Origin of the sequence: Xanthomarina spongicola, assembly GCF_003148645.1 — a bacterium.
Taxonomy (GTDB): Bacteria; Bacteroidota; Bacteroidia; order Flavobacteriales; family Flavobacteriaceae; genus Xanthomarina; species Xanthomarina spongicola.
Genome location: NZ_QGGP01000001.1, coordinates 295,852 through 322,517, shown reverse-complemented (window position 1 = coordinate 322,517; position 26,666 = coordinate 295,852). Strand labels below are relative to the sequence as shown.

The 26,666-nt window shown below is 29.4% G+C and carries 25 protein-coding genes; 3 read left to right on the top strand and 22 right to left on the bottom strand.

Annotated features, from left to right (window positions below; all coding sequences use genetic code 11):
- Positions 1 to 13: 13 nt before the first annotated feature.
- The 19 genes from LX78_RS01405 to LX78_RS01315 all read right to left on the bottom strand — a co-directional run bounded on the left by LX78_RS01405 (position 14) and on the right by LX78_RS01315 (position 20,240).
- Positions 14 to 1,834: a CotH family protein gene (locus LX78_RS01405; protein ID WP_109680848.1), complete on the bottom strand. Its 1,821-nt coding sequence runs from the start codon at positions 1,832 to 1,834 to the stop codon at positions 14 to 16.
- Between the two features lie 3 nt (positions 1,835 to 1,837).
- The gene (locus LX78_RS01400; protein WP_109680847.1) at positions 1,838 to 2,515 is read right to left on the bottom strand and encodes a DUF4956 domain-containing protein; all 678 of its coding nucleotides are present in this window, start codon (positions 2,513 to 2,515) and stop codon (positions 1,838 to 1,840) included.
- 29 nt (positions 2,516 to 2,544) lie between these two features.
- Complete coding sequence (locus LX78_RS01395) at positions 2,545 to 3,285, bottom strand: VTC domain-containing protein (RefSeq protein ID WP_109680846.1); 741 nt, start codon at positions 3,283 to 3,285, stop codon at positions 2,545 to 2,547.
- Positions 3,286 to 3,297: 12 nt separating this feature from the next.
- Complete coding sequence (locus LX78_RS01390; protein ID WP_109680845.1) at positions 3,298 to 5,853, bottom strand: hypothetical protein; 2,556 nt, start codon at positions 5,851 to 5,853, stop codon at positions 3,298 to 3,300.
- Positions 5,854 to 5,972: 119 nt separating this feature from the next.
- Positions 5,973 to 6,809 (bottom strand): metallophosphoesterase family protein, encoded by an 837-nt coding sequence (locus tag LX78_RS01385; RefSeq protein WP_109680844.1) that lies wholly within the window; start codon positions 6,807 to 6,809, stop codon positions 5,973 to 5,975.
- A 54-nt stretch (positions 6,810 to 6,863) separates the two neighbouring features.
- Positions 6,864 to 7,460 (bottom strand): inorganic diphosphatase, encoded by a 597-nt coding sequence (locus LX78_RS01380; RefSeq protein WP_109680843.1) that lies wholly within the window; start codon positions 7,458 to 7,460, stop codon positions 6,864 to 6,866.
- A 56-nt stretch (positions 7,461 to 7,516) separates the two neighbouring features.
- Positions 7,517 to 8,770: a sulfate adenylyltransferase subunit CysN gene (gene cysN / locus LX78_RS01375; RefSeq protein WP_109680842.1), complete on the bottom strand. Its 1,254-nt coding sequence runs from the start codon at positions 8,768 to 8,770 to the stop codon at positions 7,517 to 7,519.
- Between the two features lie 56 nt (positions 8,771 to 8,826).
- Positions 8,827 to 9,732, bottom strand: a complete 906-nt coding sequence (cysD, locus tag LX78_RS01370; RefSeq protein ID WP_109680841.1) for a sulfate adenylyltransferase subunit CysD — start codon at positions 9,730 to 9,732, stop codon at positions 8,827 to 8,829.
- Positions 9,729 to 10,328 carry an adenylyl-sulfate kinase gene (cysC, locus tag LX78_RS01365; RefSeq protein ID WP_109680840.1) on the bottom strand — a complete coding sequence of 200 codons (600 nt, stop codon included), beginning with the start codon at positions 10,326 to 10,328 and terminating at the stop codon, positions 9,729 to 9,731. Before cysC ends, cysD begins: the two co-directional genes overlap by 4 nt.
- 4 nt (positions 10,329 to 10,332) lie before the next feature.
- On the bottom strand, positions 10,333 to 10,785 hold the full coding sequence (locus tag LX78_RS01360) for a DUF2061 domain-containing protein (RefSeq protein ID WP_109680839.1): 453 nt from the start codon (positions 10,783 to 10,785) through the stop codon (positions 10,333 to 10,335).
- Between the two features lies 1 nt (position 10,786).
- The gene (gene cysQ / locus LX78_RS01355) at positions 10,787 to 11,587 is read right to left on the bottom strand and encodes a 3'(2'),5'-bisphosphate nucleotidase CysQ (protein ID WP_109680838.1); all 801 of its coding nucleotides are present in this window, start codon (positions 11,585 to 11,587) and stop codon (positions 10,787 to 10,789) included.
- 172 nt (positions 11,588 to 11,759) lie between these two features.
- Positions 11,760 to 12,611, bottom strand: a complete 852-nt coding sequence (gene rfbD / locus LX78_RS01350; RefSeq protein WP_109680837.1) for a dTDP-4-dehydrorhamnose reductase — start codon at positions 12,609 to 12,611, stop codon at positions 11,760 to 11,762.
- A 9-nt stretch (positions 12,612 to 12,620) separates the two neighbouring features.
- A complete protein-coding gene (gene rfbC, locus LX78_RS01345; RefSeq protein ID WP_109680836.1) occupies positions 12,621 to 13,166 on the bottom strand; it encodes a dTDP-4-dehydrorhamnose 3,5-epimerase in 546 nt (181 codons plus the stop codon).
- Positions 13,163 to 14,032 (bottom strand): glucose-1-phosphate thymidylyltransferase RfbA, encoded by an 870-nt coding sequence (rfbA, locus tag LX78_RS01340; protein ID WP_109680835.1) that lies wholly within the window; start codon positions 14,030 to 14,032, stop codon positions 13,163 to 13,165. Before rfbA ends, rfbC begins: the two co-directional genes overlap by 4 nt.
- Positions 14,033 to 14,034: 2 nt before the next feature.
- Complete coding sequence (gene rfbB / locus LX78_RS01335; RefSeq protein ID WP_109680834.1) at positions 14,035 to 15,090, bottom strand: dTDP-glucose 4,6-dehydratase; 1,056 nt, start codon at positions 15,088 to 15,090, stop codon at positions 14,035 to 14,037.
- Positions 15,080 to 16,138: a hypothetical protein gene (locus tag LX78_RS01330; protein WP_109680833.1), complete on the bottom strand. Its 1,059-nt coding sequence runs from the start codon at positions 16,136 to 16,138 to the stop codon at positions 15,080 to 15,082. The genes rfbB and LX78_RS01330 overlap by 11 nt, the downstream gene beginning before the upstream one ends.
- A gap of 14 nt (positions 16,139 to 16,152) precedes the next feature.
- On the bottom strand, positions 16,153 to 17,841 hold the full coding sequence (locus LX78_RS01325; protein ID WP_109680832.1) for a DUF6909 family protein: 1,689 nt from the start codon (positions 17,839 to 17,841) through the stop codon (positions 16,153 to 16,155).
- 27 nt (positions 17,842 to 17,868) lie between these two features.
- On the bottom strand, positions 17,869 to 19,371 hold the full coding sequence (locus LX78_RS01320) for a GH3 auxin-responsive promoter family protein (protein ID WP_109680831.1): 1,503 nt from the start codon (positions 19,369 to 19,371) through the stop codon (positions 17,869 to 17,871).
- Complete coding sequence (locus LX78_RS01315; RefSeq protein WP_109680830.1) at positions 19,371 to 20,240, bottom strand: M23 family metallopeptidase; 870 nt, start codon at positions 20,238 to 20,240, stop codon at positions 19,371 to 19,373. Before LX78_RS01315 ends, LX78_RS01320 begins: the two co-directional genes overlap by 1 nt.
- Positions 20,241 to 20,358: 118 nt before the next feature.
- On the opposite strand from LX78_RS01315, the gene LX78_RS01310 reads away from it, so the two are divergent.
- On the top strand, positions 20,359 to 20,541 hold the full coding sequence (locus tag LX78_RS01310; protein ID WP_007647261.1) for a Sec-independent protein translocase subunit TatA/TatB: 183 nt from the start codon (positions 20,359 to 20,361) through the stop codon (positions 20,539 to 20,541).
- Positions 20,542 to 20,624: 83 nt separating this feature from the next.
- Here LX78_RS01310 and LX78_RS01305 read toward each other — a convergent pair whose 3' ends face one another.
- From LX78_RS01305 to LX78_RS01295, 3 genes are all read right to left on the bottom strand, one after another.
- The gene (locus LX78_RS01305) at positions 20,625 to 21,602 is read right to left on the bottom strand and encodes a DUF4837 family protein (RefSeq protein WP_109680829.1); all 978 of its coding nucleotides are present in this window, start codon (positions 21,600 to 21,602) and stop codon (positions 20,625 to 20,627) included.
- Positions 21,603 to 21,630: 28 nt separating this feature from the next.
- Entirely contained in the window at positions 21,631 to 23,223 is a 1,593-nt protein-coding gene (locus tag LX78_RS01300) for a LysM peptidoglycan-binding domain-containing protein (protein ID WP_109680828.1), read from the bottom strand.
- Between the two features lie 87 nt (positions 23,224 to 23,310).
- Positions 23,311 to 24,498, bottom strand: a complete 1,188-nt coding sequence (locus LX78_RS01295; RefSeq protein ID WP_109680827.1) for a phosphoglycerate kinase — start codon at positions 24,496 to 24,498, stop codon at positions 23,311 to 23,313.
- Between the two features lie 74 nt (positions 24,499 to 24,572).
- Here LX78_RS01295 and LX78_RS01290 point away from each other — a divergent pair, with 74 nt between their 5' ends.
- Positions 24,573 to 25,727: a DNA polymerase III subunit gene (locus LX78_RS01290; RefSeq protein WP_109680826.1), complete on the top strand. Its 1,155-nt coding sequence runs from the start codon at positions 24,573 to 24,575 to the stop codon at positions 25,725 to 25,727.
- Position 25,728: 1 nt separating this feature from the next.
- Positions 25,729 to 26,649, top strand: coding sequence for a diacylglycerol/lipid kinase family protein (locus LX78_RS01285; protein ID WP_109681348.1), 921 nt, complete (start codon positions 25,729 to 25,731; stop codon positions 26,647 to 26,649).
- The last annotated feature ends 17 nt before the right edge of the window (positions 26,650 to 26,666 follow it).

Genomic DNA, 26,666 nt, shown 5'->3' with positions numbered 1-26,666 from the left:
ATTTTATAAAAAATTATTTTAATTCTTCAATTTTTAAACTTGAGTAATTTATAAAAGAACTTTCTTTATTAGTAGTTGGACTAACCCACTTTAATATTTGGCTATCTATATTTGTGGGTCCAAATACAAGTTTAATAATATTTGTGTTTGGTTTTACCTTAACAGTTATTTCAAACCAATTATCATCTTGTTTTTTTATTGTTGCCCCTTCGTTAATAAAGCTTCCTGTATTGGCAATATTTTTTAAAGTTCCTTCCTCTAAATTAAAAACAGCATCTATTCTATTTGGAAAAACACCTTGAACCCTAAGCCCGAAAGCATTTCCAATATCGCCTTTTTTAATTAACATAGATATTTTATAAGTTGTATTTAAATATGTTTTTAAGCTATCTATAATAACATATGCAGCTTGATTTGGGTTGCTTCTTTCTAATTTATATACATTCTTGGTGTTTTTAACTTGACTGATATTTATATTTTTATTTTGCCATTTATTTGGTTCGGAAATTTTAATTTCGTCAAGGGTATTCAGTTCATTTAATTCTGTTGGTATAGTAATGTTTTCAATATTATATATATTTTTTAGCCTTATTAGTTCATTTTTTAAAATCATTTGGTTTTTTTCAAAGTTTTCAATTTTTATAAGTGGCCATCTATACTCATTTTTTAATTCTTTTTTAAAATATGTAAGCTCTTCTTTATGTTTTTGTACTATGTTATTTAGATAACTAGGATTAGAAACTTTTTCTAAAGCATAAGCCAGCTCTTTTAAATAAATTGAATCTTTTTGTGAATTAAGAAAATCAAAATGTATATAGTTGTCAATGATTTTTCCAGCGTTTCCATCAAATGCTAATGGTTCTAACTTGCTAGTAATTGGATTATAATAAAACCTAACATTTATGGCATATACACCATGTGTAGCCCCAAATAAATTTAGAATAGCATTTTGCATGGCTAACTCTTTAACATCAAAAACCTGGTCAATAGTTTTATTGCCATTTCGTAAATCACTTAACAAATTTTTACTTAGCTTAAAATATTGATGTAAAGTTTCGTTTTGTAATACTTTATCTTCACCAAATGTAGTTATAGGAAAATCTACATCTAAACTCATAAAGTTTCGCCAAAAAATACCAGATGGGTCTCCTATAGCCTTACTCCTTTTTACTTTAGCCCAAAAATCTTCTTCAGAGAATTTTAATATAACACTTTCTTTCCTTGCATTACTTTCAATAGTTCGTTTATCAAAAGATTCTTCAATAGCATAAATACCTACTTCTTTAGTTAAGTATTCTGATGAATGATTTTTTTTAACATGAATCATTCCCTCTAGAAACCCATATCTTAAACCCATTATTTTTTCAGCTTTTATTGCTTTATGATAAAGCCATTCATTAATAAAGCCTCTAGATTCAGGTCTATGCACAGAAAACTTACGCATACCCATTATGGTTTTATTGTCTTTTAATTTTATTCTAAAAGACCATTTGTCATCTTTTAAATGATCTGTCCAATCTCCTTTTAATCTTATCTCTGCTCTATAATTTTCATCTTGATAAGTTATAGTTGCAGGAACATAATCTGAATCATTAGTTTCTAAAATTCCTACGCTTAAAGCCTTATCTCTTTTTTTCTTAAGTTTAAGATAGTTTTTTTCATTGAGTGAAATTTGAATTAAATCTAATCCTGTTTTTTTTTCAATTAATGGTGGTAAAGGGTATTTAGTTGGCTTCTTTGTGTATATTTCTTTGAAAGCAAAAAGAAACACAATACAAAATAGTAAACCACCTATAAATAGATATGTTTTTTTATTTGAAGATTTAAGCTTCATTAATTAATAATTTTCTATAAAACTAAACTGTATATCTCCTAATGCTTTAAGGTCGTTTTTAGCATTTAAAATGCTTTTTAGATCTTTAAATTCTACATTTAAGGATAGTTCTGTATTGTTATTAATATTATCTAATCTTCTTAAATCTAATTTTGTGGTATGATTTTTTAAAAGTTCTAAAATTTTATTCTCGTCTAAACCTTTATCTGTTGTATTTGAAATTGTAATGATTAAGTTTTGTAGTTTTTGTTTCTTAGCAGAATTAAAATTTTGTAAAACTACATATAGAATAATTATAATTGCTCCAATTAAAGTTACAATACGTTGGTTTGCTCCCATACCCAAACCCATAGCTATCGCAACAAAAAAATAGGCTAATTCCTCTGGTTCTTTAATAGCGGTTCTAAATCTTACAATAGACAAAGCACCAACCAAGCCTAAAGATAATGCTAAAGAAGATTTTACAATTGAAATAACCAGCATAACTGTTAAAGCAAGTAATACGAATGTTTGTATTAATTTTTTTCGGTTAGATAAGGAGTTGCCATATCTAGAATATATTAAACCAATAATGTAAGCCAAAATAATGGTTATGAATATGTTTATTATAAAATCTAGAATAGATGATTCTCCTGAACCAAATTGGTTGGCGATGTCGTTTAAAATTGAATTGTCTTGCATTATAATTACTCTTTAAATTGTTATTTTTTTTATTGTGGAAATTGTTTTATGGTGTTAACACCATTTACATATTTAGAATTTTTATTTAATCTAAATGGAAATTCTGTTGAAATTTTATTTGCTAAATCATCTTCTTGCAATTCATATTTAAGTTCTATTATTTTATTTTCATCTTGTGCTGGCTTTTTCACGCTAAAATTATTGAAGCGCTTATCTATTTTATAATAAATTAAATCAAAATCAATTGTAATTCTAAATTTATTATCAGCAGATAAAAAATATCTTCTATTGTATGAATTTAATAATTTAGGAGCTACCATTTTAACAGATTCCAAAATTGGAATAGGTAAATTTGAGTCTTTAAAAATATCTTGAATATAATTATTGGTAAACGTATTATCTAGTGTAAAAGGCTTCAACTTATAAGACCATTTGTCTCCAACCAAACCTTTTTTAATTTTAATTTCTAAAACGGGGTTTTGAATAACGCCAAAAGTGTTTCCATACCATCTAATTCTAATCTTTTTTCTGTCTGATACACCTAAAACATTATCAAAATAATCGTTATATATTTCTGTATCGAAATAGATATTATTGACTTGTCTTAAGTGAAAAACCTCTCTAAATAGATGCGTATTTCTCTTTACAAACTGCTCTACGGTTTTAACAGTATAACTTGTAGGCACTGTAAATTTACGCTCAAAACGATAATTGTTTTTAGCTTCAATTAAATGAATATCTTTATCTTGTTTTATGTCTAGCAAAGTCATATATAAAGTATTCTAGTTATTATATTGTTTATTTCTAGTTTCATCACTACTTATACCAAATTCAGCTCCATACATTCTATCTTTTACATTTTGAGATGTCTCTACTTTTACACCTTCCATTAATAGACTTGAAGTGCTCTCTACTAAGTACTTAATTTCAACATTCTCCATTTTTACATCTATTGCAGTTATATTAGAAGGTCCAAATTCTGGCTTTTTCTGGAATGCAGTAAAAGCAAGTTTGGTATTTTCTATGAATAATTTATCTATATTAATTACAGATAAATCTTTTCCTGCTACTGCAATTTCACTTGTTGATATATATACGTTCTTTACTGTCATTTTACTGTCTTCTCCTGCGCTTAAACCTTTATCTCCTGCTTCTGATATTTGAACATTGAAAATATTAATGTCGGACCCCGAAACATCTATAGCGTCATTACCAAGGTTTATAAATTTTGAATCTTTTATTGTACCAACAACAAAATCTCCATCAAAGGCATCAGATTGTGTATTAGATAGTGTACAATTTCGCATTTCAAAAGTGGTTCTAATAATATTTAAAGCGTCTTCACATCTATTATTACTAACTGTTACGTTATTTAAAGTTACTGGAGACTCATAAAATGTAACAGCTCCAGTAACATTCCAAAAGCCATGTTCCAGATTAGTTAAGTAATCAAAAATTGTATAATTCACAATATTGGGTTGATCTTCACTTAATACTAAAATGCCCTGCCCTTTTTTATCTGAAGATCTTATTACAATTGGGTTTTCTTTAGTACCATTAAATTTTATGGGAGAATGAGAAATTATTTTTCCTCCTTCAACAACATCAATTATAGTGCCTTCTTTAATTACAAATGTATGGTTGTTTGGAATTATTAAAGGCGTGCTAATTGTTATGTTTTTTTCTTTAAATGTAATAATGTTTTTCTTATTATATATTACAATATCATTTCTGTCTGAGATATTTATGGAATCTCTAAATATATCCTGGGTTACTTCTTCTTTTTCCTGATATGGTAAAATTGAAGAATAAAGGGTGTTATTTATTCCTACAATTGAATATGATATATATAAATCATAAATATGCTTATAAAGTTTAAAGCCTACTTCCTTAGTCTTTTTACTTACAAAGAGGTTTTCAAAACTTCTTGGTAAATTGATTATAATAGTATCCTTTTTACCACTTAAAATCTGCTTATTGGAATTTAAAAGTGTTATGGATTTTTTCTTTTCATGATTAAGCCCAATAATATTTACTGGATATTTACTTAAATTAAGTATCGATAGTATCATTTTATTTTTATCAACACTTATTACTTCAGGCTTTATGGCTTGGGTGTCATTTATATTTTGAAAAATTATTCTTTGATTAATGTTTAAAACATCAATGTCGAATATTAAATCTGGATGATAAGAGTTAATGAAGCTTAACTCTTCTTCGAAAGTTGTATTGTTGTTTAGTAAATCGGTTTTAATATCTAGATTAGTTAGTTTGTCTAACTCGCTTAAATAAAAGTCAATAAAGTTAATGTCATGTATTAATGGTTTCTCTATAAAATCAGAAACTTTACCTAAGCATTCAGAATGAACAAAATATGGTTCGAGCAACTTATTAGTTGAATTATATAAAAAATATACATACTCGTTACATCTAGAAATAAATAAATCTTTTATTGCAAAATATTGTGCTGTTTTTTCAAGATTAAATACCTCGCTAATCTCTTTTTCTTCAGTAATTAAATCTTGAATTAACGTCATGGCCTGACCTTTGTTCTCTCCACTAAATTGGATTAATTCTAATAAATTTTTGTTTTTTGCATTTAAAGCTTCCCAAAATAAAACTGGTTTTTGAATTTTACCTAGGGTTAACTTTTCTTCTAAAAAATATTTTTCTACTTCTGGTTTAGTTTGATATAATGAGTCGTTTTTAAATACATATGAATAAGGTAAAAAACGAATACCTCTTAATTTTAATAAATCTGTAAATAATGAAAAATATGGGTTTGATAGTTTATCAAACCCTTTACTTTCTCCAATATAAATATCTGGCTTTAGAGTTGTTTTAAAAGGGGTTTGTATTAATGTGTCCCACTTTTTTTGATGCTTATTTAAAACTTTTCTTTTTACTTCAAGTTTTTCTGTATTAATAAATGGTAATGAAATTCTATGAAAGCCATAAGTTACATTTTCATAATTAAAAATTACAGCATCATTAACTAAATTAAGCCTTAAAGGTTTTGATAAGTAATTATCAGTTTCTGGAAAAACTGTAATTATAAAATCTGTTTTTAATAATTGATTAACTGGAGCTTTTTTAAAAATTATCAATTCTCTGTTTCCGTATTCTTCTAAAATTGTACAGAAAAAATTAGTAGAATCTTTTTTTATTTTATTAAAAATAGCAGTGTACTTTTGAGGTAATTCGTTATAATATTTAACAAAATCACCTTGTTCAATTTCATCTTCAGAATTAGAAAAAACAGAAAAGATAAGTAATAAAATAATTGGTATTCCAACAAGAAGAATTAATGAATGTTTCTTTAAAAAATTACTTAACATATTATTATATTAGTCTTGAAAATAGTTGCAAATATATGTTATTTTTACTAACATTCTTTTCAAGCTAACTTATTCCTTTTTATTGAAATTAAAGTTAATTATCATTATTTAAAAAAGGATTAAAGCATTGGAAGAAGCACAAAATCCCATTTTAATTTCTTTGTAAGAATATCGTGTTCAAACACTAACCCTTTATTCTCAGAATTATGATTAAATTTTATTCCAGACGCAAGAAAATAAACACCTTCGGGAGTTACATATTCAAACTCTTTTGTTTTATAACCAATATCTCCACCAATACAAATAACTTCTATTCCCTTTTGCTTTGTTTTTAATAGTAATGGATATATATCTGAATAAAAATTATTAGGATTTATACAATGAAAACAGTCACCTATCTTGCCATTTGAGGTTTTCTTTACCCTAGATTCTAGCTCTGGATTATTATACATCCAGATTAGTTTATGGTGTAAAATTAATAAATGTGACGAATGCTTTAAGGTGTCTACAACTTTTCTTACTAATTGCATCTGCTTGCCAACAATATTGCTTAGACTATCTTGTGTGTCTAATACTAAAAAAGTAATACCGTTTTTATGATAGGAATAATATGGTAATCTATTTGTATGCTCTTTAACTAAACTTAAATTTCTATAATCGTGGTTTCCTAAAGACCATAATGTATTTGTACTCCCCAAATTAAAAATTGAATCTACATGTGTAATGGCATTTCTACTTATAGAAGTTGATTTAGCTAAATCTCCACCAAGCCATAACATATCATATTTTGTATAATCAATAGTTTCTATAACACTATCCATTTTTGGATTTTTATTCGTTCTAGTGTGAGATAGATGTAAGTATTTTTTAGCAGAGCTGTGATTTAACTGTGATTTACTGTTATTATTACATGAATATATTAATACAAATATTAAAAAGTATATGGCTTTATTCATATATTTTAATTTAAAATTAAAAAACTAGGTTTATTAATGTAACAAGCATACTCATTATAGTTTGCTATTTTCAATTTCTAAAATAGCTTCCTGTTCAGTTCCCCAACCATTTATTGAAGCTAGATCTTCTTTATTATAATTTAAAAACCAACTTTCAATAATATTTTTAGCTTCTGGGTATTTAATTAAAAATTCTTGATAAGTTTTTACTTTTATAATCTGTTTTAAACTGTTTGCAGGAATAGCAATAATTTTAGAGTCGATTTCGCCATCATCAATTAGTTTTAAAACACCTATAGGAATAATTTCTATAACAGTTCCAGTGGATACAGTTTCAGATAATACTAATACATCTAGTGCATCACCATCGCCTCCTTTTTCTGGATTAGAATATGTTGAAGGAATAAAACCATAATTCCCTGGGTAAGGCAAAAATTGAATAACTCTTTCTACACCATTTTTTTTGTCAATCTCAAATGTATTGGTCTGGCTATTGTATTCGAATTTTTTGTTAGTTCCTGCAGGAATTTCAATAACAGCTTGAAGTATATTGTTTGAAGAATATGTTGGTAAATGGTAATAGTCTTCTGCTTGTTTACATGAAAATAAACACATGAAAATGACAAATAATATGTCTGCTTTTGTATACATAATCTTTACAAAATTCTAAAAATTATTAATTAACATATTATATGTGTTTTCTATACTTAGACTATCATTCCTGCTGCAACAGTTTCGTTTGTTGAGTCATCTACAAGAATAATACTTCCAGTGGTTCTATTCTCTCTATAGGAGTCAACCATTAATGGTTTTGTGGTTCGAATTTTTACTTTACAAATATCATTCATATTAAGCTCGTTATCATCATGTATTCGATCTAGAGTATTAATATTGTATTTGTATACCACTTCTTTAATCATGGCCTTTTGCTCGTTAGACGTATGTTTAATTGTGTATTTGGCTCTAGGTTTGGCAGGATTATTATTCAACCAACATAGCATAACTTCTATATCCTGTAGTGCTTCTGGTTTATTATTAGAACGAACAATCATGTCGCCTCTGCTTATATCTATATCATCTTCAAGAGTTATAGAAACAGACATAGGAGCATAAGCTTCTTCTAATTCTCCTTTTAAAGTATCTATAGTTTTTATTTTACTTGTAAAGCCAGATGGCATAACCGTAATTTCGTCTCCTTTTCTAAAAATCCCACTTGCTACTCGCCCAGCATAACCTCTATAATCTATAAAGCCTTCCCTCTGTGGTCTTAAGACAGTTTGTACAGGGAAACGAGCATCTACTTTATTAATATCGCTACTAATATGCATAGTCTCTAATGTGTGAAGCATTGGCGCTCCTTGATACCAAGGCATGTTTTCAGATTTATTTACTACATTATCTCCATTCAATGCGCTCATAGGAATAAAACGGACATCTGTTACTAACATTTTTGACGATATATCTTCAAATTGTCTAACGATATTGTTATATACTTCTTCTGAATAATCCACTAAATCCATTTTATTAATACAAACTATTATATGCGGTATTTGCAATAAGGAGGCTATAAAAGCATGTCTTTTGGTTTGTTCTATCACACCATGTCTTGCATCAATTAAGATTGTAGCAACATTAGCTGTTGAAGCTCCCGTAACCATATTCCTTGTATATTGAATATGTCCAGGTGTATCTGCTATAATAAACTTTCTTTTTGGTGTTGTAAAATATCTGTAAGCTACATCAATGGTGATTCCTTGTTCTCTTTCGTCGCGAAGGCCATCTGTAAACAAAGCCAAATCTACTCCATCATGACCTTTTTTCTTGCTGGTTTTTTCAATAGCTTGTAGTTGGTCTTCAAAAATAGATTTTGAATCGTAAAGTAAACGTCCAATCAAGGTACTTTTTCCATCATCTACACTTCCTGCTGTAGTAAAGCGTAATAATTGATTATTGTCTAACATGTATTTTGTTCTTTATTTTATAATTCTTGCAAAAGCAAAAAATTGAAACTTATTTTTTAGAAATACCCTTGTCTTTTTCTGTCTTCCATTGCAGATTCTGAACGTTTATCATCACTTCTGTTTCCTCGTTCAGTATTTCTCATTCCGGCAACTTCTGCAGCAATTTTCTCTAAAGTATCTGCTTCAGACTCATCTCCACCTGTAATTGTAATATCACCTAAAGTTCTAAATCGAATTTTTTTAACTACTACCTCCTCGTGGTCTTCTAATATCAAAAATTCAGAATTTGGTATCCAAGTGTCCTGTCTCCAAACCACTTCTCTTTCATGTGCAAAATATAATGATGGGATAGCTATATTTTCTCTTTTAATATAATTCCATACATCCATTTCTGTCCAATTACTAATTGGGAAAGCTCTAAAATGTTCGCCTTGAAAATGTTTTCCATTAAAAATATTCCATAGTTCTGGGCGTTGATTTTTTGGATCCCATTGACCAAAATCATCTCTGTGTGAAAAAAATCTTTCTTTAGCTCTGGCTTTCTCTTCGTCACGTCTTCCTCCTCCAATAGCACAGTCTACTTTATTAGCCTCAATAGCATCTAATAATGTAGTTATTTGAAGCGCATTTCTTGTGGCATTTTTACCTTTTTCTTCGGCTACACGTCCATCATTAATAGATTCCTGTACTGAACCAACAATAAGGTTAACACCTAATTCTTTTATAATATTATCTCTAAATTGAATAGTTTCAGGAAAATTATGACCAGTGTCTACATGCATTAAAGGAAAAGGGATTTTAGCTGGATAAAATGCCTTTTTAGCTAGATGCGTCACTAAGATTGAATCTTTTCCACCAGAAAATAAGATAACTGGATTTTGAAACTGTGCCCAAACTTCTCTTAAAATAAAAATGGCTTCACTTTCTAATTCGTCTAAATAATTTAAATAATATTTACTCATTTTTTGAGTTTTAATTTTGGTGTTATATATTCTATAATCTGTTTAACAGCTTGTTCAACAGATTCTTTTTCTGTTTTTATTTCAACATCCGGATTTTCCGGTGCTTCATACGGAGCAGAAATTCCTGTCATATTTTTTATTTCTCCAGCTCTTGCCTTTTTATAGAGACCTTTTACATCTCTACGCTCGCATTCTTCAACACTGGTATTCACATAAATTTCAACAAAATTAACATCTTTAACGATATTTTTGATATTCTCTCTATCTTTTTTATAAGGCGAAACAAAAGCTGCTAAAACTACAAGTCCTGAATCAACCAATAAGTTAGCTACTTCTGCAATACGTCTAATGTTTTCTGTTCGATCTTCAGGTGAAAAAGTAAGATCACTATTTATACCCTTTCTAATATTATCTCCATCTAAAATATAAGTCTTAATTCCAAGTTTAAATAGTTCCTGTTCAACGACATTTGCAATTGTAGATTTTCCTGAACCAGAAAGTCCAGTAAACCACATAAGAAAAGAGTTGTGATTATTTGCTTCTTTTCTATCTTGTCTTGAAATTTGATATGAATGTGGAATAATGTTCTCTTTCATTTTTTTATTTTCTTCCTAAGAAAAAATTTCTAATTCTTCCTAAGGGTAATTTTAACCAAGCTTTTTCATGCAAATAATAAAGTACAAATTTCGTAAATAATTCTGTAAGAGCAATATATAATGCTACTTCGTTAAACGATTTTAATACAATTCCCGAAATAATAAATGTAGTTGAAGTAGCTACAAATCTCCAAGAAATAGATTTATAAACTATTTCTTTATTTGTTGTAGCTTGTTTTTTTAATATGTTTAACCATACTCTTTCGTGGAAATAATAGATTGCTAGTTTTATAATAAATTCAAATAAACCAATCTTTAAGGCATTCTCTATGCTACATTCTCCGGTAAGACAAGTTACTAAAAGTACAACTAAAATAGTGTCTGTAGTAGCAACGATTCTCCAAGAAATGCCTTTTATAATACTCCGAAAATGTGATTCTTTTTTATATGGAGACATATTAGTTGATTTTAGAAACTATAAACCATGGGTTTAAGAGATTCTCTTTATTATATAAAAGTGGTTTATTAGTTTCTTTAGAGATAACTTCTATACCAACAGCATTACATATAGCTTGACCAGCTGCAGTATCCCACTCCATAGTTGGAGCAAAACGAGGATAGATATCGGCGTTCCCTTCTGAAACCAAACAAAATTTTAATGAACTTCCTTTTGAAACTACTTCTACTTGAGTTCCGTTTACTTTTAGTGTCTCCATAAAATCTAATGTTTCTTGACTCATATGAGAACGGCTTCCAACAACTTGAATAAGATCTGTATTTCCTGCTTTAGGTTTCAATGGTGTTGCGCTTTCTGTAATTTTTTGGATACTTACTTCATGAGATTTTAAATTTACTTTATATCCTTTTTGAAGTGTAACATCTGCATAATATAAAACTTTAGTAGCAGGCACATAAATGACTCCTAATATTGGTCTTCCGTTACTTACTAAAGCTATATTTACTGTAAACTCACCATTACGTTTAATAAATTCTTTAGTTCCGTCTACAGGGTCTACAACCCAACAAAGTTTCCAGTCTTTTCTAACTGAATAATCTGTTTGTTTATTTTCCTCGCTAATGATTGGAATTTGCGTAGGAATTAAAAAAGAATTAATAATATCATTCGCTTTTTTATCTGCCTCTGTTAAGGGAGATTTATCATCTTTTAACTCGACATTAAAAGGGGTGTTATAAACTTCCATAATAACTTGACCCGCTTTTAAAGAAGCTTCTATGGCTGTTTGTAGATTTTTATTCATTTTTTACATTTAAAGCAATACATTTTAAACCCTTCATCATAATTCCATATTCATGAAATTAATGCTACTTTAATTTTAGAATTAATTTCTAAAACAAAGTTCTTTTACTATATTTTTAACGTGTAAAATTACCACAAAAAAAACGCTTTAAAAAGTATAATGATGTATTAATTTATTGGAGTTGAACAAACTCAGCTAATGCCGTTTTCCAACCTTTAATTTCTACTTGAAACTCTGTCGCAATTTTATTAGTTTCTAATACAGAATATCTAGGTCTTTTAGCTAATGTTTTATATTTACTGGAAGGTATTGGTTGAACATTTATCTTTCTATTAAAAACACTAAAGATGGCTGTAGCAAAATGATACCAACTTATTTCTCCTTGATTGCTAAAATGATATAGGCCAAATGCATTGTTGTTTTTGTTTATAATTTTTAATATGGCATGAGCTAAATCTAAAGCATGTGTTGGTGATCCAATTTGATCGTTTACAACATTAATTTTATCTCTATCTTGAGATAATTTTAGCATTGTTTTTACAAAATTATTCCCATGTTTAGAATATAACCATGAGGTGCGAATGATAAAATGTTCTTTTAATATAGATTCTATATGTTTTTCTCCTTGTAATTTTGAAGCACCATAAACATTTATAGGATTAGGTCGGTCTTGTTCTGAGTATGGATATGTTTCATTTCCATCAAAAACAAAATCTGTTGAAATGTGAATTAATTTAACCTTGTGTTTTCTAGAAGCTTCTGCTAAAAATTTAGCGCCTTCAGCATTAATTTTGAAGGCTAATTCTGGTTCAGCCTCTGCTTTATCTACAGCTGTGTATGCAGCACAATTTATACACCAATCAAAATGATTAGATTCAAATAAGTTTCTAATTTGTTCTTGATTTGTAATGTCTAATTCTGAAGCGTTCTTATAAATAAATTTAAAATCTAAATAATTAGATTCAATATCTTTTATACAACTAGCTAGTTGCCCATCTCCACCAGTAACTAGAACTGTTTTCATCTTTAAGTTTTATAATATTGCTTCTTCGAAACTCGGTAAATCAATATCTTTTTCTGATATAATAAGAGATTCTGGAGGAAGTTTCCAATCTATATTTAAAGTCGTGTCGTTATAAATAATGCCTTCTTCAGATTCTTTATTATAAAAATTATCGCATTTATATGATAATATGGCTGTATCGCTTAACACAACAAATCCATGAGCAAAACCTCTTGGGACGAAAATTTGTTTTTTGTTTTCTTCAGTTAATTCTATTGAGATGTATTGCCCAAAAGTTGGAGATTCTTTTCTAATATCTACAGCTATGTCTAAAACCTTACCTTTTACAACTCTTACGAGTTTTGCTTGGGCAGAATTTCCCGTTTGATAATGTAATCCTCTCAAGACGCCTTTGGTTGAAAAAGACTCATTATCTTGAATAAAACGACTGTTTAAATTTAAAGCTTCATTGAATTTTTGTTCATTAAAACTTTCAAAAAAATAACCTCGTTTATCTTTAAATATTGTAGGTTCAATAATAAAACAACCTTTTAATTTGGTCTCTATCACTGTCATACATCATTATTTATTAGGCCTAACAAATTTTTACCATAGCCACTTTTAAGTAATGGTTCTGCTAAGGCTACAAACTGTTCTTTATTTATATAGTTCATTTCAAACGCAGCAGCTTCTATCGATCCTATTTTCAACCCCTGCCTTTCTTCAATTACTTCAATAAATTGAGATGCTTGCATTAAAGATTGAAATGTTCCAGTATCTAACCAAGCAGTTCCTCTGTCTAAAATACTCACACTTAATTTTCCTTGTTTTAGGTATTCTCTATTAACATCAGTAATTTCAAGTTCTCCTCTGTGACTTGGTTTAATGTTTTTTGCAATTTCAACTACCGAATTATCATAAAAATAAATCCCTGGAACAGCAAAATTTGATTTTGGATTCTTAGGTTTTTCTTCAATAGAAATTGCCTGTCCTTCATTATCAAATTCAACAACACCGTAACGTTCAGGATCATGAACTCGATATGCGTAAATAATGCCTCCTTCTGGATTGTTGTTACTTTGCAATAAAGTTGCTAAACCTGTTCCGTAAAAAATATTATCTCCTAAAATTAAAGCCACTTTATCTTTTCCAATAAATTTCTCACCAATTATAAAAGCTTCAGCTAATCCGTTTGGCTCTTCCTGAATTTCATATTGAAAGGTGCAACCATATTTACTGCCATCTCCTAAAAGGTCTTTGAATAAAGGTAAATCTTTAGGTGTTGAGATAATTAAAATTTCTTTTATTCCAGCATACATTAATGTTGAAAGGGGATAATATATCATCGGTTTATCATAAATAGGCATTAATTGCTTACTTATAGATAAAGTTAAAGGGTGTAGTCTTGTTCCAGATCCACCAGCTAGAATAATTCCTTTCATAATTATTGATATTGTTTTTCGTAATATTCTTGGTACTCACCACTTGTGACGTTTACCAACCACCTTTCATTCTCTAAATACCAATCAATTGTTAGTAATAGGCCTTCTTGAAAAGTAACTGAAGGCTGCCAACCTAACTCATTTTTTATTTTAGATGCGTCTATAGCATATCTTAAATCGTGTCCAGGTCTATCTTTAACATAAGTAATTAATTTCTCAGATGTGCCATTAGGTCTGTTTAGTTTTATATCCATTTGTCCACAGAGAACTTTAACTAAATCTATATTCTTCCATTCGTTAAAGCCTCCAATGTTGTATGTTTCAGATTTTTTTCCTTTATGAAAAACCATGTCTATTGCTACTGCATGATCTTTTACATATAGCCAATCTCTAGTGTAGTTACCGTCACCATAAACTGGTAAAGGTTTATTATTTATTATGTTATTTATAAATAATGGAATGAGTTTTTCTGGGAATTGATTTTGACCATAATTGTTAGAACAATTAGTAATAACATAAGGCAAGCCATAAGTTTCGCCATATGCTCTTACAAAATGATCTGAACTTGCTTTTGATGCAGAATATGGTGAGTTTGGATCGTAAGGTGTTGTTTCTGTAAACAAGCCTGTTTTTCCTAATGTGCCATAAACCTCATCTGTACTTATATGATAGAATAGCTTATCTGTAAAATCATCTTTCCAAATATTTTTAAAAGCATTCAATAAGTTCATAGTTCCTATGACATTTGTTTTTACAAATGCTAAAGGATCTTCTATAGACCTATCTACATGAGATTCTGCAGCTAAATGGATAACACAATCAAATTTATACTTATTAAAAAGTGAATTAATTTCTGATTGATTATTAATATCAGCCTTTAGGAATGTATAATTTGTTTTGTGTTCAATATCTATAAGATTCTCCAGATTTCCAGCATATGTTAATTTGTCTAAATTAAAAATGTTGTATTCTGGATATTTATTTACAAATAATCTAACAACATGAGATCCAATAAAACCTGCTCCTCCTGTTATTAATATATTTTTTTTATGCTTCATATTGTTTCACAAATCTAACTAACCTATTTGTTAAATATACAAAACACAAGAAGACAAAGGCGAGTATAGGAAATATTAGCTTATACATTTGATGCCATTCTATATCTCTACTTCCAACTTGTTGAAAACTTGCAATGACATCAAAAAAGACATCTTCTTCTACTTTTTGCTCATCTAAAGCCTTCAATTCGTTCCGTAATTTAATTTCAGTATTTAATAGCTCAAACTCTTTGGTTTGGGTTTTATCTTTATTAAACGTTAGTCCTTCGCCTCCAATACTAACCTCGGTTGGGGCTGATTTGGATTCTTCCTCTAACACTTTAATGTAAACATTTTGTAAAGAAGCTACACCTCTTAATTGTTCCATTATATTTTCTTTTTGAATTGAAATTAAAGAATCTCGTTTCTTCATTTTCTTTTCTGAATAAACGTTTGTAAACGATCCTCCCAATCCTTCTTCAAGCTTTTGAAAGATATCTTTTTTGTATGAAAAAACTTTAATTTCAAATAACTCACCTGAATATATACTTCTATTTTCTACAAAATCATCAAAGGTAATTTCGCTTGCATAAACACTGTCAACAGATTTTAAAAAGTTATTATATTGAACAATTTGTTCGTTTTCAGTCTCTGGTCCTGGATTAACTTCAAAAGTTGAGATTTCTTTAACTTCTTCTTCTTCTAAACTAAAAACTTTAGATAATGTTCCATATTCTTCACTTTCTAAAAGCGCATTATAATAATTGATGGTATTTACTAATTGATACTTAGAGTCGAAATATGGTTTAACCAACATTGTTGAACTGTATAAATTTGGCTTGTATTTATCTAAAAAAAAGCCTAGAACACCAGCAATAATCATAGTGATTACTATAATTTTAAAATTTACTATAAAGGCTTTAAGTGTTAAAACAATTACAGAAAAAATAGTTTTAAATATAGAAGCTATAAAAGAAAATAATTTATTAAAAGCATTTCCAATTAGGGTAAATAGCTGGCCTAAATCTACTTCCTCTGAATTATTTTGATCTGGTATTTTATCACTCATCTTAATGGTTGGTATTAATTAAAAATTTGTTGTAATATTTTTCTTGTTATTAAATATGTAGGTTTAACACCTGAGGTCCCTAAACCTCCAGATGCTAGTGTACTTCCAGTTTCTAACGGGTTATCACTTGCGTAATATGCATATCTTACTTTTACCTTTGGATTGATACTTCTTCTTACTTTGGAAGCTGCTTGAATTGCTTTCTGGTAATGTGCTCCTTCCATTTCTAATCCTATAACATTCCAAGTTGAATTAAAGAAAAATTTCAAAATCTCTTTGTTTTGTAAAGAGGTTCCTAAAACTGTAATCATTGCTCCTTCGTATACCGCAACTCCAGATTCTTCAAAATCATTTTTACTCAATTCGTTTTTAAAAGGGTAATTATCTGCAGTTCCTTCAAAAATATGAGCCGAAGGTATCATGATATCTCCTTTCCCACCTTCTAAAATCCCTGCTTTACCCATTATAGAAATAGACTCTACATTAAAATGGGTTTTCTTTCCATTAAAGTGAATAGGTTTTAATAGTTCATCTATAGTTTCATAAGCTTGCTCTCCAAAAGCATAATCCATAACGAATATAACTGGCTTTTCTGATTTTTTAAACGACTCACTTACCTCAATATCTAATTTTGAAAAATCTATTTTTTCTGTATCAAAAATTTGAACATCTATATTTGTTCCAGATGTGTCTGGAACATAAATCATTCCATTTTGCAACGCTTCTTTAGTTACTTTATTGCGTAATTCTTGATTATTTTTTTGACTTATAGCTTCGTAAATTTCAAAGATGGTTTTCTTTTTTGCAAAAGTTTTTAAGGCTGATGAAGCAAAAAGAGAATTCATAACACTATGCATGTTAGCGCTAATAATATGAATTGGTCTTTCAAGTAGTCCGTTATTATTTAGAATTTCTTTTATGTTATTAGACCATATTTCCCCATGAATATGATGACCTAAACGCTCTCTTAAAACTGGACTAAATGTTACGGTTCTTTTATTGTTGTTTACCACCTCTTCAATGGCTAATTTACCTAACCAATAAACAATATGTAATAACCTTTCAGGCTGAGATTCTAATGCGAACTGACTGTAAACTGTAACAATCTCATTAAAAGTTCTTCCTAAAATATTTGCAGTATGAGAAATAGCAATTTCTCTTTCTTCTTGGGTTAGTTTTTTTTTGGAAAGAACGGCTTTTTCAAGTTTTTTCCAATCTCTAGTTGTATTGCCATTTTCATCAATTAGTACACGTTTACTAATTTTATGAGACTCAATAAATATAAAAGTAAGATGTGTAAGAATGTCGTATATTTCCGAACGTCCACGAGTGATTTCAATATTCATCTGTTCACTATCTATGCGATAACAATTGCGCCTTCTCTTTGGTGGAATAATTGGCTTGAAATGAGAATTTGCATAGCCTTCATCACTTGTTAAGTTAATGAAAGTACATTCTTCAATACCTTGAGGTAATCTGTCTATCACATAAAGTAAGCCTTCTAACTCAGCTTTTTCTTCTCCTATAGAACCGTAAATTTCTGGTCTTAATAATAATAATGCTTCGCGAAGTGTTTCGCCAGAAACTCCCATTGGCTTGTAAAACCCTCTGTTAAACAAGTGTCTCATGGTAATATACATTCTTTCTATCGCATTTGAACTCTCTTGAGCTCTCGTTCTTTCATGGCGTTTAATTTTACTCATACATTGTATTTAGCAACAAATATAATATTATTTAATCAGATTTTGTGCATCTAAAATATCTGCTATTTTCCTATCATTAGAAAGTCTAGCTATTTTGTTCTGACCTCCTAACTTTCCAATAGATTTCATATAATCTTGAAATCCATTCTTCTTTACCTGAGATATTTTTAAAGGCTGCAAAACTTTTCCCTTTATTAGGTCGAAATAATAACTGTTTTGTTTTTGAAGCGAAGCATCAATTTTATTAGAAAATTCTTCAATATCTGATGGTTCTTTTTCAAATTCTATAAACCATTCATGATAAGGTAAACCTGAATCTGGATTTATTTTTGGCGCTACAGTAAATTCTGTAACTTGAGCATCACTTTCTTTAACTGCTTCTTGTAATGCTTGCTCAACTTCTTTTCCAATAACATGTTCTCCAAAGGCAGAAATAAAATGTTTTATTCTACCAGATACAATTACACGATAGGGTTTTGTTGAAGTAAATTCTACAGTATCTCCAACATTATAAGCCCAAAGACCAGCATTTGTTGAAACTATCATAACGTAATTAATTCCAAGCTCTACATCTTTAATGGTAAAACGTTTTGGGTTCTTGTTAAAAAATTCGTCTGCTTTGATAAATTCATAAAAAATCCCTGAATTTAGCTGAAGCAACATGCCTTTCTCGTTCTGCTTGTCTTGAAATGCAAAAAACCCTTCGCTAGCAGGAAACAGTTCTATACTATCTACTTTCCGTCCAATTAAATTTTCGAATTTAGCTCTGTATGGTTCGTAGTTTACACCTCCAAAAATAAATAGATTGAAATTCTTAAAAACATCTCCTACTTTTTTACCTGTTCTTTCCTGAATTTTTTCAAAATACATTTGAACCCAAGATGGAATGCCTGAAATAATAGTCATGTTTTCGGGTAGCGTTTCTTCAACAATAGCATTTACTTTTGTTTCCCAGTCTTCTATACAATTAGTTTCCCAAGAAGGCATTCTGTTTTTTTGAAGATATTTAGGCACATAATGTGCTACAATACCTGACAATCTTCCTAACTGAATACCATGTTTTTTTTCTAAGATGGGGCTTCCTTGTAGAAATATCATTTTACCGTCAACAAATTTGGCATTACCAGTTTCTGCTATATACAATAAAATAGCGTTTCTAGCTGCCTCTACATGTGTTGGCATACTTTCTTTAGTAATAGGAATGTATTTTGCTCCAGAAGTTGTTCCAGAAGTTTTAGCAAAATAAATGGGCTTTCCTTTCCATAATATATTTTCTTCTCCAGCAACTACACGCTCGACATAAGGTTTTAATTCTTCATAATCTCTTACAGGAACTCGTTTTACAAAATCTTTATGTGTATTGATACTTATAAAATCGTGGTCTTTTCCAAACTGTGTTGATGTAGCACTACTTATTAATTCTTGAAAAACTTTTTCTTGTGTTTCAATAGGGTTATTTGCCCATTTTTGGACAGATTTATAAACACGTTTGGCAAAAGGCTTAGCAAGTGCTGCTTTAAGTGATAACATTAATTAAAGTCTATAAAGTTGGTTGGATTAATAGGATAACCATCTTTCCAAAGTTCAAAATGTAAATGTGGTCCTGAAGACAATTCTCCAGTATTTCCTGATGTTGCTATTACTTCTCCCGATTTAACTAATTCTCCTTGAGATTTTGTAAGCGACTCGTTATGCTTATATACCGAAATAAGTCCGTTTCTATGTTCAATAATTATAACATTTCCAGTTTCAACCGTCCATTCAGCAAAAATAACAGTTCCATCGGCAGTGGATTTTACAGGTGTATTACTTTCAACAATTATATCAACAGCATAATGCTTGTTTTCAAAGTCATAATCTTCAGAAATATTTCCTGTAACAGGTGGAAATAAAACAAAATTTATTTTTGATGTTGCTTCCTCAAACAAATTATATTTATCTTCTTTTGCTACTTTTTCTCTCAATAGTGAATCTTCTTTTGATGGTCTTAAATCTATTTGTGATGCAAACTGCTTTGCTTCTTCTATAATAGAGTCTCTATTAAAATCTACTGAACTTATTTCTCCTTGAAGGACCTTTTTAATAGAAGAATAATATCTCTCATTAACTGCAATTAACTGCTGCAAGGAATCTGTTTTATAATTTAATTCGACAGCTTGTTTTTTTAATGCTGTTGAAGAATAGCCTGGAATATATTCTCTTAAAGATGTAAATGCTATTAATATGGTAGTTGCTGTAATTAGCAATATGGAAGATAATGACAATAATACAAACACATTTAAACGTGTTAACTTGAAAGATAAACGCTCTTCAAAAGTGTCTTCGTTAAGTATGACTAAGCGATACTTATGAAGTAGTTTCTTTTTAAACTTTTTTTTTGTTTTTTTATTCTCTGTCATTATATAAACAAAATTAAATAAAAATATGACACTTGTTGACTTGCTTTATGCTAAAGTTCTTGTTAAAACGATAATATTAAACTTTAATTATTAACTTTGCACTTTAAATTAAATCAATATGAGTTTATATATGTTACCCTTAGCAATTGGACCATGGCAAATAGCATTAATAGTTGTTATTGTGTTATTATTATTTGGTGGGAAAAAAATACCAGAATTAATGCGTGGCCTAGGTAGTGGAATTAAAGAATTTAAAGACGCTAGCAAAGAAGAAGACAAAACAAAAGACACAAAAGAATAGTGTTCTTATTATAACGAAATAAAGCCCAACAAATATTATTTATTTGTTGGGCTTTTTTGTGATTTTTATTTTATCTAATAATCTTAATTTTCTATTTTAAGCGATCTAATAATAGCTTCTAACTCAAACATATAATCTCTTTTTTCTACAGAAGGCGCAAATGCAAAACCTTCTATAACTAATAGTCTATTATTAATTTCATCGTCAATAATATAGTTAATAAATGGTCCAGACATAAAGGCATTTTTAACATCCCAAAGCCCTTTTGTTTCAATAGCTGGTTTGTTATCAATAATAGTTTCGAAAACTGCAGGAGCATAAGCTTCTTCTGTTATCATATAAGTTCCCTCTGTTGGTCCTGGAATATGAGCTTGCCCAATAGAGTCTCTTAATTTTATAATTTGATCCACCAAACTGTCTCCTTTTTTTACGGCATTATAAGGCAATTCAAATATCATTAAATTGGTTGTTCCTGTAGTAATATCTTTTCTTATCCAGAAAAAATCATCTTCTTCTTTAGCAATTCTATATGCTGTTGGAAAATTTAAAGAAACACCTAATTTAGCTTTCAAGTTATTGTTTTTATGAAGAGATAAATTTATACGTCTTTGTTTTTCTTTAATTTCTTCACTTTTAAAAGCTGCAATTATTTTTTGAGAATTCTCTTGAATCTGTTGTATTATTTCTTCGTTTGTTTTGCCAGTAATCAAGACTAATTTTTGAGGTCTTGCAAAAACATCTGAAGCTATTTTTACTGATGCTTCTCCTCCTTTTTCTACTTTAAAAACCGTTCTATTATGTGTAACAAATCCAGAAAAAACAGCAGGTGGAATCTGACTCATGTTAAATAATGGCTCATCTTGAGGTAAGCCATCTAATGGTGCGGCTAATACATCTCTAATAGCTTCGCCAACATTTCCTTCCCAAAGATTGTTATCTATAACAACCGATAAATTATTAATGTTTCCTGAAGAATCTGATAAGATTTTTTGGTTTGAAGATTTTTTATTTCCACAACTAAAAATGAATAAAAATGACAATAATAAAAGTGATTGTTTCATGTGTTTGAAATTTTGTTGGTTTTAAAGCTTAACCTTTAGAAACTTTAAGTTTCATTCCTGGCTTTAAGTTATTCCCACTAATATCGTTCCAATCTCGAATATTTTGAACAGAAACTCCTGGAAATTTTTGAGAGATACTCCAAAGAGAGTCTCCACTTTTAACTGTATATATGCTTGCTCCACTTGATGAAGTGGTGGTGTTAGCTGTTTTATTTACTGTTGAAGCTTGACTTGCTGCAGGATTTCTTGGATAAATAGTTAGTCTTTGTCCAATTCTAATATTATTACTACGTAAGCCATTCCATTTTTTTAAGTCGCTAACTCTAACACTATATTTTCTAGCAATAAACCCTAAATTATCGCCACTCTTTACACGATAACTAATTTTAGATTGCGATTCAAAAAATTGAGGTAAAGGTTTTTCTTTTTCATCAATTTCTGCTTTGGCAGATGCATAAATTGCTTCCTCATTATTTACAAAACTCCCTATAGCTGTTCTTGGTAATCTTAAATAATAATTTTTGCCTTCTATATATGGTATAATATCTAATTTATATGAAGGATTTAAAAACTGAAGTTCTTCAATTGGTACTTCAGTTGCTTCAGAAACTTGATCGAGAGTAATTAATTGTTTCACTCTAATGGTATCTGTTTCTATAATATGAAATAAAGGTTTTTCAGGTTTAAATCCGTGTTCATCTGCATACTCAAAAATATACATAGTGGCTAAAAACGCTGGAACATATCCAGCTGTTTCTCTTGGCAAATTATGACGAATGTTCCAATAGTTTTCATAACCTCCAGAACGTCGAATAGCTTTAGACACATTACCTGGACCAGAATTATATGCTGCTAATGCCAAATCCCAATCTCCAAAAATCTCATACAATTTAGATAAATATACAGCTGCAGTTTTTGTAGATTTTATTGGATCACTACGTTCGTCAACATAACTACTAACATCTAATCCATATTGCTTTCCAGTAGCAAACATAAATTGCCATAAGCCTGTTGCACCAACTCTAGATTTAGCTCTGGGTTTTAAAGCAGATTCTACTATGGCTAAATATTTCATCTCAAGAGGAATGTCTTTAGCATCAAACTCTCGCTCAAACATTGGGAAATAGTAATAGCTTAAACCCATAATACGTTCAAAATAAGACCTTCTATTTTTTAAAAAGTTTTTAATAACGCTTTCTAAAGATGGATTATATGCAACATTAAAAGGTGTTTTAGCATCTAATCTTTTAAGCCTAGCTTTTAAAGTATCTGTTGAAAGTTCTGGATAATCAATGTCATTATATTCTAACTCCGAAACCGTTTTGTAGATGGTATCGTACAAACTGTTGTTATATAATTCTTCCAACCACTTCTCATCAAATTGTTGTGCCAGCTCATGATCTTTTAAAGAATCTAATTCTGAAATTTTTGGAATAGCTTCAATTTGTAATTTATATAATGTTTTACCATCTATAATTGTATCTACTATATACTTTTCTCCAGCAACTAGCTCTGAGTCTGAAAGTTTGCTTGCTTTCTTTTTAGTAACTAAAGAATCTTGAGCATATGTAATACTAATGCTTAAAATAAATAAAAAGGTTAAGGTTTTATATAAATACATAGGGCTTAATATGTTTATTAAACGGAAAACGTAATTACTATTAAATTCTTACTTTAATAACAATTATAAATATACAATATTAAAGTCTTAATCTAATATGGCTGCAATTCCAGGTAGTGTTTTCCCTTCAAGACTTTCTAACATAGCTCCTCCACCTGTACTTACATAACTTACTTTGTCTTCAAAACCAAACTGTTTTACTGCTGCAACCGAGTCTCCACCACCAACAAGAGAAAATGCGCCTTCTTTTGTGGCTTCTGCTATAGCATAACCTAAAGCTATGGTTCCTTTAGCAAAATTTGCAAATTCAAAAACACCTAAAGGTCCATTCCACAAAATAGTTTTAGAATCTTTAATAACTTGTGCAAATAGCTCTTCGGTATTTGGCCCAATATCTAATCCCATCCAACCATCTGGAATATTGTTAATATCACATGTATTTGTATGTGCATTATTACTAAAAGCATCAGCAATAATAGCATCTACAGGAAGATGTACTTGTACGTTTTTTGATTTAGCTTTCTCCAATATTTCTTTAGCTAACTGCATTTTATCGTCTTCAACTAAGGAGCTTCCAATTTTTCCTCCTTGAGCTTTTATAAAAGTAAAGGTCATGCCTCCACCAATAATTAAATGATCTATTTTATCTAAAATATTATCAATAATCGTGATTTTAGAAGACACTTTTGCTCCTCCAAGAATTGCACAAACAGGTTTTTCTCCTGTTTTCATTACCTTTTCTATACTTTCAATTTCTTGAGCAAGTAAATATCCAAAACACTTGTTGTCTGGAAAAAATTGAGCCACTATAGTTGTAGAAGCATGTGCTCTATGCGCAGTACCAAAAGCATCATTTACATATATATCTCCTAAGGTTGAAAGTTGTTTTGCAAAATCTACATCTCCAGCTGTTTCTTCTTCATGAAATCGTAAATTTTCAAGTAATAATATTTGTCCAGCTTCTAAATTATTTGCAGCATTAGTAGCCTCTTCTCCAATACAATTTGAAGCGAATATTACTTCTACACCTAAAATATCTTCTACTTTATCTACTATATGTTTTAATGAAAATGCTTCATCTACACCTTTAGGTCTTCCTAAATGAGACATTAATATACAAGACCCTCCATCTTCAAGAATTTTAATAATAGTTGGTTTTGCAGATAAAATTCTTGTAGCATCTGTAACCTTAAATTCATCATTTAAAGGCACATTAAAATCTACACGAATAAGGGCTTTTTTGTTTTCGAAATTAAAGTCATTTAGTGTTTTCATAAAATCAAATTTTAAGAGACAAATATAATTTTTTCATTTCAAAAAAAAGAGATGATTTCTGTTATCTTTGCCTTATGCAATTTCATGAAATTCTTGGTCAAGAACATATAAAAACCCATTTAACACAAAGTGCCGAAAATGGTCGTGTTCCACATGCGCAACTTTTTGTAGGTCCTGAAGGTTGTGGCACATTGCCAATGGCTATTGCTTATGCACAATATTTATTATGTAAAAACATAAATGGTGAAAATACAGGTGGAAACGATTCTTGTAATTTAAAATTTGAACATTTTTCTCATCCAGATTTACATTTTGCATTTCCTGTTGCTACAAACGATAAGGTAAAAAAGCATCCTGTTTCTAATTATTTTTTAGAAGAATGGAGAGAACTTCTAGCCGAACAACCTTATGGAAACTTGTTTGATTGGTATAAAAAGCTTGGTGTAGATAATAAACAAGGTCAAATTGGTGTAGATGAAGCTTCTGAAATTGTAAAATCTTTAGCCTTAAAATCTTATGAAGGTGGTTACAAAGTCATGCTGATTTGGATGGCTGAAAAAATGAATACATCGGCCGCAAATAAATTATTAAAACTAATAGAAGAACCACCAAGTAAAACGGTTTTTATCCTTATTGCCGAAGACGAAGAACAAATTATTAACACTATTAGATCTAGATGTCAAGTGTTACATTTTCCTCCTTTAGCCGAAGATGTTATTAAAGATGCTATTATAAAAAATTATAGTTTAGAAAATACCATAGCTACAAAAATTGCACACCAAGCTAATGGAAATTATAATAAAGCATGCGATTTAGTCTATCATGATAGTGAAGACACACCTTTTGAAAAATGGTTTATTTTCTGGATTAGAAGTGCATTTAAAGCCAAAGGAAATAAAAGCGCCATACACGATTTAATTTCCTGGAGCGAAGACATCTCTAAAACAGGTAGAGAAACACAGAAACAGTTTTTACAATTTTGCATGACCTTTTTTAGACAAGCCATGCTTATGAATTATCAAGCAAACAATTTGGTTTATATAGAAACTAAAGAAGAAGGTTTCAATCTAAAGAATTTTGCTCCTTTTGTACATGGTAATAATATTGTAGAAATTACTCAAGAGCTGCAAGACGCTATTTATCATATTGAACGCAATGGTAATTCTAAAATAATTCTTACAGATCTTTCTATAAAACTTACCAGATTACTTCATAAAAAAGATGCTTAAAATGGCAAACTCTAACTCATGGTTTGTTATTATTAATCCTACTTCTGGAAATGGAGCAAGCAAGAAAAAATGGCCTGAGATTGAAAAGCTTTTAAAAACTTATAAATTTGAGTTTGAATTTGAATTTACTAAACACAAAAACCATAGCATTGAATTAGTTCAAAATGCTATTATTCAAGGGTTTAACAGGATTATCTGTATTGGAGGAGATGGCACCTTGCATAATATTGTAAATGGTATTATGCTCCAAAATAAAGTACCTTATAATCAAGTTCATATTGGTGTTATTCCTATTGGAACTGGAAACGATTGGGTTAAAACTCATGGTGTTTCTAACAACTTAGAAAATGCCATTCAAACTATTAAAAATGGGCATTTAAAAATACAAGATGTTGGTAAAATTATTCTTAATAATATAGACAAAGATCCAACATATTTTATAAATCTTGCAGGAATTGGTTTTGATGGTTTTGTGGTTAGCAAAGTCAATAAATACAAGCATCTTGGAGCTATTGCTTATCTTTCTGGAGCGCTTTTAGGATTGTTTTCTTTTAAAAATTTCCATTCTAAAGTTCGTGTCAATTCATCTATTATTGAATCTAAAACATTAATGATTTTAATCGGTATTTGTCAATATTCTGGAGGAGGTATGCAATTAACAAAAACACCAAATCCGTTTGATGGTTTGCTTGATATTAGTATAGTAAAAAATATAGGAAAGATAGATATTCTTAAAAATGTCGTGAATCTTTTTAATGGTAAGATTACAAATCATAAAAAAGTAGAAACCTATAAAAGCAAAACAATTAGTGTTGTAATAACAGATATTAACAAACCATATATTCAAGCTGATGGAGAATTAATTGGTACGGGAAATTTAGAGATTTCAATAATTCCAAAAGCCTTTTCGTTTTACTGTTAAACAAAAAAACGCCAAAC

What these genes read in the sequence shown, in the direction of transcription:
- LX78_RS01405 (WP_109680848.1), bottom strand. Translation starts at nt 1,834, where the DNA reads ATGAAGCTTAAATCTTCAAATAAAAAAACATATCTATTTATAGGTGGT.
- LX78_RS01400 (WP_109680847.1), bottom strand. Translation starts at nt 2,515, where the DNA reads ATGCAAGACAATTCAATTTTAAACGACATCGCCAACCAATTTGGTTCA.
- LX78_RS01395 (WP_109680846.1), bottom strand. Translation starts at nt 3,285, where the DNA reads ATGACTTTGCTAGACATAAAACAAGATAAAGATATTCATTTAATTGAA.
- LX78_RS01390 (WP_109680845.1), bottom strand. Translation starts at nt 5,853, where the DNA reads ATGTTAAGTAATTTTTTAAAGAAACATTCATTAATTCTTCTTGTTGGA.
- LX78_RS01385 (WP_109680844.1), bottom strand. Translation starts at nt 6,809, where the DNA reads ATGAATAAAGCCATATACTTTTTAATATTTGTATTAATATATTCATGT.
- LX78_RS01380 (WP_109680843.1), bottom strand. Translation starts at nt 7,460, where the DNA reads ATGTATACAAAAGCAGACATATTATTTGTCATTTTCATGTGTTTATTT.
- cysN (WP_109680842.1), bottom strand. Translation starts at nt 8,770, where the DNA reads ATGTTAGACAATAATCAATTATTACGCTTTACTACAGCAGGAAGTGTA.
- cysD (WP_109680841.1), bottom strand. Translation starts at nt 9,732, where the DNA reads ATGAGTAAATATTATTTAAATTATTTAGACGAATTAGAAAGTGAAGCC.
- cysC (WP_109680840.1), bottom strand. Translation starts at nt 10,328, where the DNA reads ATGAAAGAGAACATTATTCCACATTCATATCAAATTTCAAGACAAGAT.
- LX78_RS01360 (WP_109680839.1), bottom strand. Translation starts at nt 10,785, where the DNA reads ATGTCTCCATATAAAAAAGAATCACATTTTCGGAGTATTATAAAAGGC.
- cysQ (WP_109680838.1), bottom strand. Translation starts at nt 11,587, where the DNA reads ATGAATAAAAATCTACAAACAGCCATAGAAGCTTCTTTAAAAGCGGGT.
- rfbD (WP_109680837.1), bottom strand. Translation starts at nt 12,611, where the DNA reads ATGAAAACAGTTCTAGTTACTGGTGGAGATGGGCAACTAGCTAGTTGT.
- rfbC (WP_109680836.1), bottom strand. Translation starts at nt 13,166, where the DNA reads ATGACAGTGATAGAGACCAAATTAAAAGGTTGTTTTATTATTGAACCT.
- rfbA (WP_109680835.1), bottom strand. Translation starts at nt 14,032, where the DNA reads ATGAAAGGAATTATTCTAGCTGGTGGATCTGGAACAAGACTACACCCT.
- rfbB (WP_109680834.1), bottom strand. Translation starts at nt 15,090, where the DNA reads ATGAAGCATAAAAAAAATATATTAATAACAGGAGGAGCAGGTTTTATT.
- LX78_RS01330 (WP_109680833.1), bottom strand. Translation starts at nt 16,138, where the DNA reads ATGAGTGATAAAATACCAGATCAAAATAATTCAGAGGAAGTAGATTTA.
- LX78_RS01325 (WP_109680832.1), bottom strand. Translation starts at nt 17,841, where the DNA reads ATGAGTAAAATTAAACGCCATGAAAGAACGAGAGCTCAAGAGAGTTCA.
- LX78_RS01320 (WP_109680831.1), bottom strand. Translation starts at nt 19,371, where the DNA reads ATGTTATCACTTAAAGCAGCACTTGCTAAGCCTTTTGCCAAACGTGTT.
- LX78_RS01315 (WP_109680830.1), bottom strand. Translation starts at nt 20,240, where the DNA reads ATGACAGAGAATAAAAAAACAAAAAAAAAGTTTAAAAAGAAACTACTT.
- LX78_RS01310 (WP_007647261.1), top strand. Translation starts at nt 20,359, where the DNA reads ATGAGTTTATATATGTTACCCTTAGCAATTGGACCATGGCAAATAGCA.
- LX78_RS01305 (WP_109680829.1), bottom strand. Translation starts at nt 21,602, where the DNA reads ATGAAACAATCACTTTTATTATTGTCATTTTTATTCATTTTTAGTTGT.
- LX78_RS01300 (WP_109680828.1), bottom strand. Translation starts at nt 23,223, where the DNA reads ATGTATTTATATAAAACCTTAACCTTTTTATTTATTTTAAGCATTAGT.
- LX78_RS01295 (WP_109680827.1), bottom strand. Translation starts at nt 24,498, where the DNA reads ATGAAAACACTAAATGACTTTAATTTCGAAAACAAAAAAGCCCTTATT.
- LX78_RS01290 (WP_109680826.1), top strand. Translation starts at nt 24,573, where the DNA reads ATGCAATTTCATGAAATTCTTGGTCAAGAACATATAAAAACCCATTTA.
- LX78_RS01285 (WP_109681348.1), top strand. Translation starts at nt 25,729, where the DNA reads ATGGCAAACTCTAACTCATGGTTTGTTATTATTAATCCTACTTCTGGA.